The sequence below is a fragment of the Mesorhizobium sp. M0701 genome (assembly GCF_040320365.1).
Classification (GTDB): Bacteria; Pseudomonadota; Alphaproteobacteria; order Rhizobiales; family Rhizobiaceae; genus Mesorhizobium.
Genome location: NZ_JAMYPO010000003.1, coordinates 88,503 through 101,900, shown reverse-complemented (window position 1 = coordinate 101,900; position 13,398 = coordinate 88,503). Strand labels below are relative to the sequence as shown.

The following is a 13,398-nucleotide window of genomic DNA, read 5'->3' as shown; positions in this document are numbered from 1 at the left end:
GAGAGGCAATAATTAATTTACAAAATTAAGAAAGCAGATCCGTGAAGCTCAAGGGTGACCCGAGCACGACTCGGGCGATGAACCGCAGACTGATCCTCAATCTCTTGCGGCAGCAAGGAGCGCGCAGCCGGGCCGACATAGCGTCAGTTACCGGCCTTAGTCCGGCAGCGGTCACCTTCGTCGTGGCCGACCTCATCGAGGATGGCCTGCTGATCGAAGGCAAGACAGTCGTGGGCTCGGCTGGGCGCCGCCCTATCCCGGTGGATATCAACTATGCCAACGGCCTTGCCATAGGTTTCAAGCTGATGGTCGGATCGGTCGAATGCGTGGTCACCGATCTTGCGACCAATCCGCTGGGGTCTCTGCGCGTCAAGCTCTCGGACAGCGATCCCGACCATATCATAGCGACCTTGGCCAAGGCGGTACCGGAGCTGATTTCCATTGTCGATCGGCCCGCTGCCAAGCTTGCCGGGATCGGCGTTTCAATGCCTGGCGTCATAGACAACCAGAAGGCTGTATGTATCCGCAGCAATCGCTACAACTGGGACAACGTTCCCCTTGGCCCGATGCTGGCCGAACTGGTAGACGTCCCCGTGTGGCTTGAGGACGACACCAATGCCTATGCCATTGCCCAGCAACTCTTCGGCCTCGGACGCCAGCACCGCAATATGGCTGTGCTGGCGATCGGCGTCGGAATCGGCTGCGCGCTCGTCTTCGATGGCAAACTCTATCGCGGCGCGAACGGTGCCGCCGGCAAGTTCGGCCACAGCTCTTATGAGGAGAACGGCCGCCTTTGCGAGTGCGGAAAACGCGGCTGCCTGATGGCCTATTACGCCGAGCCGGCGGTCCTGCGCACCTGGCGCGAAGCCACAGGCCACGACGAAGCGCATTGCAAAGCCACCCTTATGGCAGCCTTGGCAGACCGCGAACCGCGAGCCGTCGCCATTCTCGAAGAAGCCGGACATGGCATCGGCCGGCATCTCGCCAACCTTGTCAACATCACCGACCCGGAGGTCATTGTCGTCGGCGGTGAAGCCGTGTCGTTTGGCGATGCGCTGTTTGGCCCAATGCGGCTGACGCTTGGGAAAAATACCTTTCGCGCGGCACCACCAATGCTGCTGGACTGGGAGGACAATTCCTGGGCAAGGGGAGCGGCTGCTCTCGTAACGCAGAAGCTCTTTGATTTCGAAACATCTGCCGGCAACGCCGCTCCGCTTTCAAAGCCGGCCCTATGGTCGGCATAGGTGAGTGAAACAGACAGCCCTGCGCCTCAGGCCGCCCGAACGCTGCGCGCTCCACGCGCCCAGGCCGGCAGCCAATCGCCATGCGCAACCAGCAAATCATCGACCAGCGACCATATCTGGTCGAGGTCGAGCTCGGCCGCCGTGTGCGGGTCCATCATCGCCGCGTGGTAGATGTGCTCGCGGTTCTCGGTCATCAGCGCCTGGACCGTCAGCTCCTGGACGTTGATATTGGTGCGGATCAGCGCGGTGAGCTGCACCGGCAGGTCGCCAATGAACGTGGGTTGAATGCCGGAGGCGTCGACGAGGCATGGCACCTCGGCCGCGCAATTATACGGCAATGACGTGATGCAGCCATTGTTGCGGACGTTGCCGTAGATCACCGACGGCTCACCGGTCCAGACCGAGTTCATGATCGAGGACGCATATTCCTTCGACTGCTCCACTTCGATCTTGTCAGCCGAGCGATAGGCTTCCGCTTGCCCCTTCCAGCGTTCGATCTGCTCGATGCAGCGCTTCGGGTATTCGTCGAGCGGAATACCGAATTTCTCGATCAGATCCTCGCGCCCGTCCTTGATGAAATAGGGCGTGTATTCCGCGAAATGTTCGGAGCTCTCGGTGACGAAGTAACCGAGGCGCTTCAGCATTTCGTAGCGCACCTTGTTCGGGCAGCGCGGGTTCCATCCAGGCTTCGGCGCCCGCCCTTCGCTGTAGGCGCGCAGCAGATCCGGATAGAGATTGCGGTAGGAGCCGTCCGGCTGGCGATGCTCGAACTTCAGGTAGAAGGCCATGTGATTGATGCCGGCCGAGCGGTAGCGAATCTCCTCGTAGGGAATGTCGAGATCATGCGCCAGTTCCATCGCCGTGCCTTGCACCGAATGGCAGAGGCCGACCTGCTTGATGTCAGGGTATTTCTCCGCGATCGCCCAGGTGTTGATCGCCATCGGGTTGACATATTGCAGCATGATCGCCTGCGGGCAGACCGCGAGCATGTCCTCGCAGATCTTCCAGAGATGCGGCACGGTTCTCAACCCTCGCATGATGCCGCCGACACCGAGCGTATCGGCGATGGTCTGGCGCAGCCCGTATTTCTTCGGAACTTCGAAATCAGTTACCGTGCAGGGCTCGTAGCCGCCGATCTGGAAGGCGACGACGACGAAATCGGCGCCCGCCAGCGCCTTGCGCTGGTCCGAATAGGTTTCGGCTTTGGCCTTTACGCCAAGCGTCGAGATCAGCTTGCCGACGACGATTGCGCTTTCCTCGAGCCGTTGCGGATTGATGTCCATCAGCGCGATCGTCGAGCCGGATAAAGCCGGACGCTGCAATATGTCGCCGACGATGTTCCTCATGAACACCGTCGAGCCAGCTCCGATGAAAGCGACCTTGGGATTTCTTGCCACAACAACCTCCGGCATAAGCAATTAGGCTACCTCGAAAGCGGCTTTGACCAGCCGTTCGGTGTAAGCGGTCTTGGGATGGGACAGGACTTCGTCGACCGGCCCCTCTTCGACGATCTTGCCGTGCTGCATGACGATGACGCGGTGGCACAGCGCCCGCACGACCTTGAGGTCGTGCGAGATGAAGATATAGCTCAGGCCCCGTTCGCGCTGCAGCTTGCGCAGCAATTCGATGATCTGCGCCTGGACCGAGAGATCCAGCGCCGATGTCGGCTCGTCGAGTACGATGAATTCCGGTTCGAGCGCGACGGCGCGGGCAATCGCAATACGCTGGCGCTGGCCGCCGGAAAACTCGTGCGGGAAACGCGAGAGGATATCGCCGGGCATGCCGGCGCTGATCAGCGCCTCGCGCACCCGCTCGATCCGATCGTTCCTGGTGGCGCCCATGCGGTTGACGACCAGCCCTTCCTCGATGATCTGGCCGATCGTCATGCGCGGGTTGAGCGACGAGAACGGATCCTGGAAAACGACCTGCATGCGCGACCGCAACGGCCGCATCTGCGCCCGCGAACAGCCATGGATCGGCCGGCCATCGAAATAGATCTCGCCGCTATCCGTGGTGTTGAGCCTGAGCAACGCCTCGCCGAAGGTGGTCTTGCCCGATCCGGATTCGCCAACGAGACCCAGCGTCTCGTGCCGCCGAAGGGTCAGGCTGAGGCTGTCGACGGCGACGAGTTCGCGCAGGTCCGGCCTCATGAACGTGCCATGCCGCAGCATGAAGGAGACGCGCACATTCCTAGCTTCAAGAATAACGTCGGCGCCTTCCGGCAACGGATTTGCCTGGCCGCGCGGCTCGGAGGCAAGCAGGTGACAGGTGTAGGGATGCTGTGGATTGGCGAACAGCTTCTCCGTCACATTGTGCTCGCGCATCTCCCCATGCTGCATGACGTAGATATAGTCGGAGAACTGCCGCACCACGGTCAGGTCGTGCGTGATCAGGATCACCGCCATGCGCAGTTTCTTCTGCAGGTTTCGGATGAGATTGAGGATCTGCGCCTGAACCGTGACGTCGAGCGCCGTCGTCGGCTCATCGGCGATCAGCACATCGGGATCGTTGGCCAGCGCCATGGCGATCATCACACGCTGGCGTTGGCCGCCGGAAAGCTGGTGCGGGTATTGTTTCAGCCGCGCATGGGGCTCAGGAATCTGTACCTGCTGCAGCAGCTCGAGCGCTCTTGCTTCGGCCTGCCTGCGGCTCATCTTGCGATGCACCCGTATCGCCTCGACGATCTGGCTGCCGATCGTGTAGATCGGGTTAAGCGAACTCATCGGCTCCTGAAAGATCATCGAGATGCGGTCGCCGCGCAGTTTGCGCCGCGCACGCTCGGAAAATTTCAGGATGTTGGCCCCGTTGTATTCGACAGTCGATTTCGGTGACACGACTGCGCGCTTCGACAACAGTCCCATGACGGTGCGCGCCGTCACCGACTTGCCCGATCCCGACTCGCCGACAATGGCGATCGTCTCGCCGCGATAGAGCTGGAAGGAGATGTCCTTGACGGCTTCGATCATGCCGTGTTCGACCTTGAAATCGACGGCGATGTTGCGGGCATCGATGACCGGGTTTTCCGAACGGCCGTCATGGTCGAGCCGGACAGGCGGTGCGAAGGATTTGACGAGCGCGTGTTGCATCATGTCATGCTCAATAAGGATCGACCGCATCGCGCAGTCCATCGCCAAGCGCGTTGAACGCGAAGACGGTGACAAGCACGAAGCCGACCGGCGAAAGGATCCAGGGATAAGTGCCGATGACCGAATAGGTCGCGGTGTCTTGCAGCATCAGGCCCCAGGAGATCAGCGGCGGCTTCACCGCGAAGCCGAGAAAACCGAGGAAGGATTCGAGCAGGACGACGCTGGGGATTGCCAACGTGACCGCAACGATGACGTGGCTCATCACGTTTGGAAAAATATGCTGCATGATGATGCGGCCATCTGTGGCGCCGACCGCCATCGCCGCACGAACGTAGTCGATCCGCGCCAGTGCCAGGGTCTTGCCGCGCACTTCGCGCGACATCTGCGCCCAGCCGAGTGCCGACATGACGACGATCACGAAGGCCAGGAAGACATTCGTCGGCGCCGTCACCGGAACCAGCGAGGTCAGCGCCAGATAAAGCGGCAATTGCGGAAACGCGAGCACCAGTTCGACGAAGCGCTGGACCCAGACGTCGAATGTGCCGCCGAAATAGCCCGACACCATGCCGACCGTCGTGCCGATCACGGTGACGATGAAGACCACGGTCAATGCGATCATCAACGAGATGCGCGAACCATAGATCGCACGAGCCAGCACATCGCGACCGAATTTGTCGGTGCCAAGGAAGTGCACCGGCTGGCCGTCGGTCGAGCCGAAGAAGTGCCGGTTCGCGGGAAGCAGGCCGAGCAGTCTGTACTCCGCTCCCTTGACGAAGAAGCCGAGCAGCCGCGGATGGTCGTAGTCCGGCCCGACGACGGGTTGGAAGGTAACCGGGTCGAGGTCTTCCGAATCCGCCAGGGCATAGACGCGTGGCTGGAAGACGAAGTTGCCGTCCTTGTCATGGAAGCTCATCACCTGCGGCGGGGCGAAGCCGACATCGGTCACCTTGGGATCCATCGGTGCGAAGAAGTCGGCAAACACCGCCAGCAGCACCAGAAACGCGACCAGGATGAGCCCGGCCATGCCGGTCCAGGACCGTTTCAGGCGGCGCCAGACGAGTGCGATGTAACTCTCATTGCCGCGCGGCTTGATCTTGGCCGGTTCCTCGGCAAGTGGCGGCAGCGAGGACTCGAAAGCAAGCATCTCAGGACCCTGCATATTGGCGCACACGCGGATCGAGCATGACGAGCAGCATGTCGGCGATGATGTTGCCGACGATCAGCGTCGCCGACAGCACCATCATGAATGTCGCCGTGACATAGACGTCGCCGACCGCCATCGAGCCAACGATCGCCGGGCCGACGGTCGGCAGGGCAAAGATGATCGCGGTCTCGATCTCGCCGGTCAGCATATAGGGCAGCACCACGCCCTGATACATGACCAGCGGATGCAGCGCATTGGGCACCGCATGGCGCATCACGACCGCACCGCCGCTGAGGCCCTTGGCGCGAGCGGTTTCGACATATTGCGCGTTCAGCGTGTCGAGCAGATTGCCGCGCATCACCCGCATGTTGTAGGCGAGCCCGCCGAAGGTGGCGATGGCGACAACCGGCCAGACATGCCGGACGAGATCGACGAACTTCGCCCAGGACCACGGCGCCCCGCCAAATTGCGGCGAAAAGAAGCTGCCGATCTCGGAGACGTTGAATTGGAAGACCAGCAAATAAACGATGATCAGCGCCATCAGGAAGCGCGGCACCGTCATGCCGAGGAAGGAAATCGCTGACAGCGTACTGTCGATCCAGCTGTACTGCCTGGTCGCCGCCCATATGCCGAAGGTGATACCGAGGACCGAGGCCAGCAGATGGCACACCAGCGCCAGGAGCAGCGTGCGCGGCAGCCGCTCGCCCACCACATCGGCCACCGGCTTATTGTAATAGAGGCTGTAGCCGAAATCGCCGCGGGTGATGATGCCGCCGATCCAGTTGAAATACTGGACGGGCAGCGGCTTATCGAGACCATGTTCTATCCGATAGGCCTTGGCCTGCGCGTCGGCCTCGGCGAATGAGGCCCCGCCCTGATTGATCAACTGCGAGCGGATGTAGTCGGCATAGTCGCCCGGCGGCGCCTGGATGATGGCGAAGGTGACCAGGCTCAGAATGGCGAGGACCGGGATCGCCGACGCTATGCGCGTGAGCAGGAATCGCAACATCGGTCGGTCCGCTTCCTTGTCTGGCCGGTCGCTCTCTTTGAGCATACGGAGGTTTGCTTTGTCCGGCCGCGCCAACTGGCGCGGCCGGAGTTCTCAGTCAGGGGAGGTAAACCTAGTTCATCGGGCCCTTGTCTCCGGGCTTGCCGGGAAGCTCTTCGGGGAACAGCTCGTACTTGGCCTGCTTGTCGGCAGCGACAAAGACCCGCTCGCGGACGATCGAATCCTCGGCCCAGTTGAACATGAAGATCGGCGTGCCCTGCGGGATGTTGGAGAAGCGTTTGTTGATGATCAGCGCGCCGGGATATTCCGTCAGGCCGACATTGTAGACGTGCTCGGTCGAGATCTTCTGGAACTCTCTCATCAGGCTGGCGCGCTCGTCATTGTCCGCGGACGAGACAAATTTGTTGACGATGTCGACGAGGTCCTTCTCGAAAGGCATCATATCGACCTCGCCGTTTTCCGGCGCACGATGGTCCCAGCTGGTTCGTGGACCGACCGGGGCCAGTTGATCGGTATTCTGGACGACGGAAGTCAGCTCCTGATCGTTGCGCCGTACCAGCCAGTCGAAGCGGCCGGAGTATTGCGAGGCATCGCGCTGGGTGCCGTTGAGTCCGTTCAGCACGATCCGCAGCCCTAGCTTTTCCATCTGGGCGACTATACCTTCGGCAAGGCTCTTGTCGGTGGTGTAGTCGTTGTTGACGAGCATCACGATCTCGACATTTTTGCCGCCGGCGGTACCTGCAGGAAAATTGACGAAGCCGTCGCCGTCCGTGTCCTTCAGGCCTGCCTTGGCGAGTTCCGCCTTGGCGCCTTCGAGATCGAAGGGGTAGTAGACCGTCGACTTCCGGTCGTAGAAGCTCGTGCCCGAGGATAAGCCGCCCGGATAGATGGCAGTGAACGGACCCTTGACCAGCGAGTCGCCGAGCGCCTTGCGGTTGAGCGCCATGGTGACGCCCTTGCGGAAGTCCTCGTTGCGGTTCAGCTCGCGTATCGCCTGTCCGCGCTCGTCGGGGTTGCCCCAGCCATTGGCTGAGAAATTCATGCGCAGATTATAGCCGATCAGCCGCGCGCCGAACGCAAGCCGTGCCGGTGCGTCCTTTTGCGCCGCGCGCTTCAGCGAGGCGACGAAGTTCTCCGGCTGCTCCAGATTGGAGAAGTCGCCGGCTCCCGCGACGGCCTGAACGTCGCGGTCGGCCCAGGTCGACAATTTGTAGTGCAGTTCATTGAGATACGGCAGCTGGTTGCCCTTCTCGTCGACCTTCCAATAGTACGGATTGCGACGCATGACGATGATGTCGTCGGGGCGGTATGCCACCGGCACCCAGGCACCCATCACCGGCATGTTCATATATTCCGGCGGGAACGCGTTCTTGAACTGCTCGTAGGTGTTCTTCGAATATTTCGGATGCTGTGGCTTGAGGATGTGCGACGGGCCCGGACAGAAGGTGCCGTAAGCCATGGCGTAAAGATATTGTTTCGGAAAGGCGTCCTTGAACGTCCACTCGACGGTGTAGTCGTCGATTTTCTTCAACGTCGTGCCGACGCCGAAGGTCTCCTGCGTCGCGCCGTTCAGCGGCGACACATTGGGGTCGATCACCTCGTCGTCCCAGTAGAACATCACATCGTCGGCGTTGAACGGAACGCCGTCCGACCATTTCGCGCCCTCGACCAGATGCATCGTCAGCGCGTGGCCGTCCTTGGACCAGTCCCAGCTCCTGGCGAGGTTCGGCAGCGGCTCCGTGTCCTTGGCCTCGACCTGGAACAGCGGCGCCGTGCGCGTCAGGCATTCGGAAAGGCCGATGTCGATGCCGCCCCAGCCTTGCGTCTGGCCGGCGCCATAGTTCCAACCCTCCGGCCGGCCGCCGATGACATGACGCATCGTATCGCCGTAAACGCCGATGCCATCCGGCATATTGCCGGTCTTGAAGACCAGCGGCTCCTTAGGCAAACGGTCCTTGACCGGCGGCAGCTTGCCCGCCTTGACGTATTTCTCGGTGACCCAATCCGGTTCGTGATATTCCGGCAGTGCCTTGAATTCCAGGATGGAGTCGCGCGCGACGTATTTGATCTTTCCCTCGGCGGGGAATTGCGCGGGCACCGGCGGCACAGTCGGCTCGGATGCATACGCGTTCAGCGCCGAGGCCGAGACGCTAAGCGCCAGCCCGGCGAGAATGCCAATGTTTCGAAAATTCCTCATCGTCTCTCCTCCCTGTTGTTCAGGAGCGCGTTGACGCCGCTCCATTTCTCCTCGAACGAATGTACAGACGGGTGCGGAAAATCCTCCCGAAAGCTCGCCGCGATCCGTCCTGGCGAAATTCAGACGGCCTGCTTGAGAGCCGTTTTTTCCGCACGCAATTCCTCGATCGAACGGACGTCGCGCCTTGCCGCACCGGCCCATTCGCGGGTCTTGATCCTGGATTTCGAAAGCCGTTCCTTCGCGGCCGGCACCGCATCGGCATATTGCGGCAGCCAGCGAGCCTGGGCGACGACCATTTCGTCCACCATCTGCCAAACCTCTTCCGGCGTCGAAACCGCGCCGACCAGCGGGTCGTGCAGGACCGCGAGCTTCAGCAGGTCGATATCGCCGGAGATCGCCGCATGAACCGACATGCGCTGGACGTTGATGGAGGAAATGCAAGTGGCGGCGCAGGCCTCCGGCAGCGTGATGCCGGAGGCCATGTTGATACCGAAGCGGTCGACGAAGCCGGGCGACTCGACGATCGCGTCCTGCGGCAGGTTGGTGATGATGCCGTTGTTCTTGACGTTGAAATGGCCGCGATAAACGCGGTTCGTCTCCAGCGCCTCGAGAATGTGGCTGGCATGCTCGTTGGAGCGCTTGGCGGGGTCGATCGGCCTCGCGGCGGACTCCAGAAATTGCGGGAATTCTGTTTCGAACCAGTTGCGCGTTTCGGTCGAATAGCGAAGGTAGCCGCCGGTCTCGCCGTGGATCCAGTCGGACATGTCGATCCAGCGGGTGATTTCGTCCGGCCGCTTGCGATACCAGGGCAGGTATTCGGAAAGATGGCCGTTGCTTTCGGTCGAATAGACGCCGAAGCGCTTCAGGACATCGATGCGCAGCTTTTCCTGCTGCGAATAGACCGGATGCGCCTCGAAGGCGGCAACCAGCTCGTCCTTACCGATCTTGCGGCCGTTGAGACGCAGGTCGATGAACCAGGTCTGGTGATTGATGCCGGAGCAGACGTAGTCGAGCTCGGTGCGCGACTTGGCGCCGAGCACTTCGGCGATCTGGTCGGCGCCATGCTGGACGCCGTGGCAGAGGCCGACGGTATCGACCCTGCCATATTCGATCGCCGCCCAGGTGTTCATAGCCATCGGATTGGCGTAGTTCAGGAATTTCGCCCCAGGCTCGGCGACTTCGAGAATATCCTTGCAGAAATCGAGGATTACCGGAATGTTGCGCTGGCCATAGAGGATGCCGCCGGCGCAGATCGTGTCGCCGACGCACTGGTCGATGCCATACTTCAAGGGAATTCGGATGTCGTCCGCATAGGCTTCGAGACCGCCGACGCGAACGCAGCTGATGATGTAGCGGGCGCCCTCGAGGGCAGCACGGCGGTCTGTCGTTGCCGTAACCTTGGTCGGCAGCCTGTTGAATTCGACGACCCTGTCGAGGATCGACTTGATCATCTGGAGGTTGCGCTCGCTGAGATCGGTCAATGCGAATTCGACATCCCTGAATTCAGGAACGCACAAAATGTCGGTGAAGAGCTTCTTGGTGAACCCGACGCTTCCCGCACCGATGATAGCGATCTTGAAACTCATCAGCCTCACCTCGACCTGATCGAACGCTAGGGCAAAGGCGGCGAAAAGAGGCCTGGCCCGCCTGCCACGCTATGCAGGCTGGAATCCAGCACTTCCTCCCATCCGCTCTTTGACCGCGGTTTCTTTTGCTTTTCTCGAGGGATTATGCGCCTTATTCGGCACGCGACCAGAGAAGGATTATGCTTTTAGGGGTAATTTTGTGCTGCGGAACTTGATCGACATCGGGCCGGCGGGCAGGACGGTATCGCTGCCGCGCGGGCGCCAGCGCCTACACACCATGCCGACAAGCACCGGCTATGAAGTGCGCGAGAACGAGGTCTACGACTGGGATGGGCGCAAGCGCGGCCTGACGCCGTTTACCGTGCTCCAGCATACGATCAGCGGCACTGGCCGATTGCGCTACGAGAACCGGAACTACCGCCTGCAAAAGGGCGACACTTTGCTGGTTCTCGTGCCGCACAACCACCGTTACTGGCTGGCCAAGGGCGAACGCTGGGAGTTCTTCTGGATATCGATGAACGGCGAGGAGGCACTGCGCATCCACAAGTCGATCCTTGCCGCCGTCGGTCCGGTGCTGCGGCTGCAGCCCTCGACGATCGATCATCTGGCTGATTGCAGTGTGCGCCTGATCACGGGCGCGGTCTCGCCGGGAGCCGCCTCGGCCGTCGCCTATGAAGCAGCCATGGCGCTCTACGACGATGTCTTCGGCTCGCATGCCGTCACCGACGACAAGAGCGCCATGCAGCCGGTCATCGATCACATCAGGGCCAATCTCGACAGGCCGCTCCGCGTTGCCGATCTCGCTGAGATCAGCGGCCTGAGCCGCGCGCATTTCTCGCGCTGCTTCGCCGAGAGTGAAGGTCTTCCGCCCGCCGAATTCGTGCTGCAGCAGCGACTGCAGCGCGCGGCGAAGTTGCTGACGAAGGCCGATTTCCTGCCGGTCAAGGAAGTCGCCATCATGTGCGGCTTTGAGGATGCCAATTATTTTTCGAAGGTCTTCCGCCGCCTCTACGGCATCAACCCGACGCAGTTCCGCACCAACGGGATGTATGCCAGCCTTGGAACCGCCCGATAGCCCGATAGATTGCACCGCGCTTGGCATCGGGTGCGGGAACGCTTTTGCTTCCCCTCGGTTTAGGACAAGAGAGCCTGCTCGCCGCTCCCGCACCCCCGCTCCGGCGGAGATCAGGCCACAAATGTTAGGGGAGTGATCGATGAACAACCCCGATCCGAACAACCCGAATCCACTGCCGGACAATCCCAATCCGGAGCCGGCCCGGCCGCCTGCCCCGCCGGAGACTCCGCCGGGAGAACCTCCAGGCGTACCCCCGCCCTCGCCGGATCCAATTCCGACGCCGGACCAGGAGCCGATCGGAGTTCCTCCCGGCACGCCTTCCGAAATTCCTTCGGAACCGACCTTTCCCGGGCCGACCGCCTGAAGGCGGTCGGGTGGAGGATGGCAAGGGTGATTTCGGCGAAGCGCTCGAAACGGGTCTTGCCATGGAACGTTTTGCGCTGGCGCTCATTCACCCTTCCATCATGGAACCGGCGGCGGGCCCTGCAACCAAGGGAGGTTAAAATGAAAGTTGGCAACTGCATGACAAAGGACGTCGAGATCGCCAGTCCGCAGCAAACCCTGCGCGATGCGGCAGAAATGATGGGTCGCCTCGACGCCGGCGCAATGCCGGTGGGCGAGAACGATCGGCTTGTCGGCATGGTAACCGATCGCGACATCGCAATCCGCGGCGTCGCCCAAGGCAAGACACCTGACGCCAAGGTACGGGAAGTGATGAGCACCGAGGTCAGGTATTGCTTCGAAGACGAAGACGCGGAGGATGTTCTGCGCAACATGGCTGACCTGAAAGTGCGCCGCTTGCCGGTGCTGAACCGCGACAAGCGCCTGGTCGGCATCGTTTCGCTGGGCGACCTCGCCACCAACAGCGAGACGGCGACAGCAGGTGAAGCGCTGAGCGGCATCTCGCAACCCGGCGGCGAGCATTCGCAAACGATACACTGACGGCGCACCACCGGCCGGCCTTTGCTACGACCGAACCGCCGGCTGGATAGACGCCGGCCTGCCGGCGAAACTGTTCAGAGCGAACTGGACTGCAACCCGACGAGGAGCAAGCCATGATTACGATGAAGGCCGTCCGTATCCACGATTTTGGTGGACCGGAGGTTCTTTCGCTGGACGCGGTTCCGTTGCCTCAGCCGCATGACGACGAGGTCACGCTCAAGGTCTACGCGGCAAGCGTCAATCCCGTCGACTACAAGGTTCGCGAGGGCTCTTCGGGCGCGGATCTGCCCGTCACGCTCGGCCGCGACGTATCCGGCGTGGTGGAACTGTGCGGCACGCGGGCCCATACGCTGAAGAAGGGCGATCCGCTATATGCCATGCTCGGCAACGACCGCGGCGGCAACGCCGAATATGTCGTCGTCAAGGCAACGGAGGCGGCGGCGAAGCCGCAACGCTTAAGCCACGCCGAAGCCGCCGCCGTGCCACTTGCGGGCCTTACCGCGTGGCAAGGCCTTTTCGATCACGGCGGCCTCAAATCCGGGCAGCGGGTCCTTATCCATGGCGGCGCCGGCGGCGTCGGTCATCTGGCGGTGCAGTTCGCAAAGGCCGCGGGCGCGTTTGTCGCGACGACCGTGTCCGCGCAGGATTTCGATTTCGTCCGCGCGCTTGGCGCCGACCAGGCGGTCGATTACAAGAACCAGCGCTTCGAGGAGCTTGTCGAGGACGTCGACCTCGTCTTCGACCTGGTAGCGGGTGAAACACAGGACCGCTCGTGGGACGTGCTCAAGCCCGGCGGGACGCTCGTCTCAACGCTTTCCGAACCGTCGGCGGAGAAGGCCCGCCTGCATCGGGCTCGCGGCGTTTCCTATTTGACCAAGCCGAACGCGGCGCAGCTTGCCGAGATCAGCCGCCTCATCGACGCCGGGAAGGTCAGGCCATTCGTGCAGGCAATCTATCCTCTTGAGGAAGTCGCCAGGGCCGAGGAACAGCTCGAGAAGCAGCACACGCGCGGCAAGATTGTGCTTCAGGTAGCTGCCTGAGCACCCGCCGAACAACAGGCCGCAGGGCAGTTTGCGGAGTGCTCGGACACAGGCCGTTTTCTGCTATCCAGAAGC

10 protein-coding genes are annotated in these 13,398 nt (G+C 61.6%); 4 read left to right on the top strand and 6 right to left on the bottom strand.

Going from position 1 to position 13,398, the window contains the following annotated elements:
• Positions 1-41 precede the first annotated feature (41 nt).
• Positions 42-1,244: an ROK family transcriptional regulator gene (locus NKI24_RS04360; RefSeq protein WP_352452364.1), complete on the top strand. Its 1,203-nt coding sequence runs from the start codon at positions 42-44 to the stop codon at positions 1,242-1,244.
• Positions 1,245-1,270: 26 nt separating this feature from the next.
• Here the strand turns inward: NKI24_RS04360 and NKI24_RS04355 are convergent, their stop codons facing one another.
• The 6 genes from NKI24_RS04355 to NKI24_RS04330 form a co-directional block, all read right to left on the bottom strand.
• Entirely contained in the window at positions 1,271-2,641 is a 1,371-nt protein-coding gene (locus NKI24_RS04355; protein WP_031211901.1) for an alpha-glucosidase/alpha-galactosidase, read from the bottom strand.
• Between the two features lie 21 nt (positions 2,642-2,662).
• Complete coding sequence (locus NKI24_RS04350) at positions 2,663-4,330, bottom strand: ABC transporter ATP-binding protein (RefSeq protein WP_352743788.1); 1,668 nt, start codon at positions 4,328-4,330, stop codon at positions 2,663-2,665.
• A gap of 10 nt (positions 4,331-4,340) precedes the next feature.
• Complete coding sequence (locus NKI24_RS04345) at positions 4,341-5,474, bottom strand: ABC transporter permease (protein WP_352452365.1); 1,134 nt, start codon at positions 5,472-5,474, stop codon at positions 4,341-4,343.
• 1 nt (position 5,475) lies between these two features.
• Positions 5,476-6,483: an ABC transporter permease gene (locus tag NKI24_RS04340; RefSeq protein WP_352452370.1), complete on the bottom strand. Its 1,008-nt coding sequence runs from the start codon at positions 6,481-6,483 to the stop codon at positions 5,476-5,478.
• 112 nt (positions 6,484-6,595) lie between these two features.
• Entirely contained in the window at positions 6,596-8,680 is a 2,085-nt protein-coding gene (locus tag NKI24_RS04335; RefSeq protein ID WP_352743573.1) for an ABC transporter substrate-binding protein, read from the bottom strand.
• 119 nt (positions 8,681-8,799) lie between these two features.
• Positions 8,800-10,266: an alpha-glucosidase/alpha-galactosidase gene (locus NKI24_RS04330; protein WP_352449637.1), complete on the bottom strand. Its 1,467-nt coding sequence runs from the start codon at positions 10,264-10,266 to the stop codon at positions 8,800-8,802.
• 199 nt (positions 10,267-10,465) lie between these two features.
• Here NKI24_RS04330 and NKI24_RS04325 point away from each other — a divergent pair, with 199 nt between their 5' ends.
• The 3 genes from NKI24_RS04325 to NKI24_RS04315 all read left to right on the top strand — a co-directional run bounded on the left by NKI24_RS04325 (position 10,466) and on the right by NKI24_RS04315 (position 13,323).
• On the top strand, positions 10,466-11,341 hold the full coding sequence (locus NKI24_RS04325) for an AraC family transcriptional regulator (RefSeq protein ID WP_031211896.1): 876 nt from the start codon (positions 10,466-10,468) through the stop codon (positions 11,339-11,341).
• 504 nt (positions 11,342-11,845) lie between these two features.
• The gene (locus NKI24_RS04320) at positions 11,846-12,283 is read left to right on the top strand and encodes a CBS domain-containing protein (RefSeq protein ID WP_352472517.1); all 438 of its coding nucleotides are present in this window, start codon (positions 11,846-11,848) and stop codon (positions 12,281-12,283) included.
• Between the two features lie 113 nt (positions 12,284-12,396).
• A complete protein-coding gene (locus NKI24_RS04315) occupies positions 12,397-13,323 on the top strand; it encodes an NADP-dependent oxidoreductase (RefSeq protein WP_352449638.1) in 927 nt (308 codons plus the stop codon).
• The last annotated feature ends 75 nt before the right edge of the window (positions 13,324-13,398 follow it).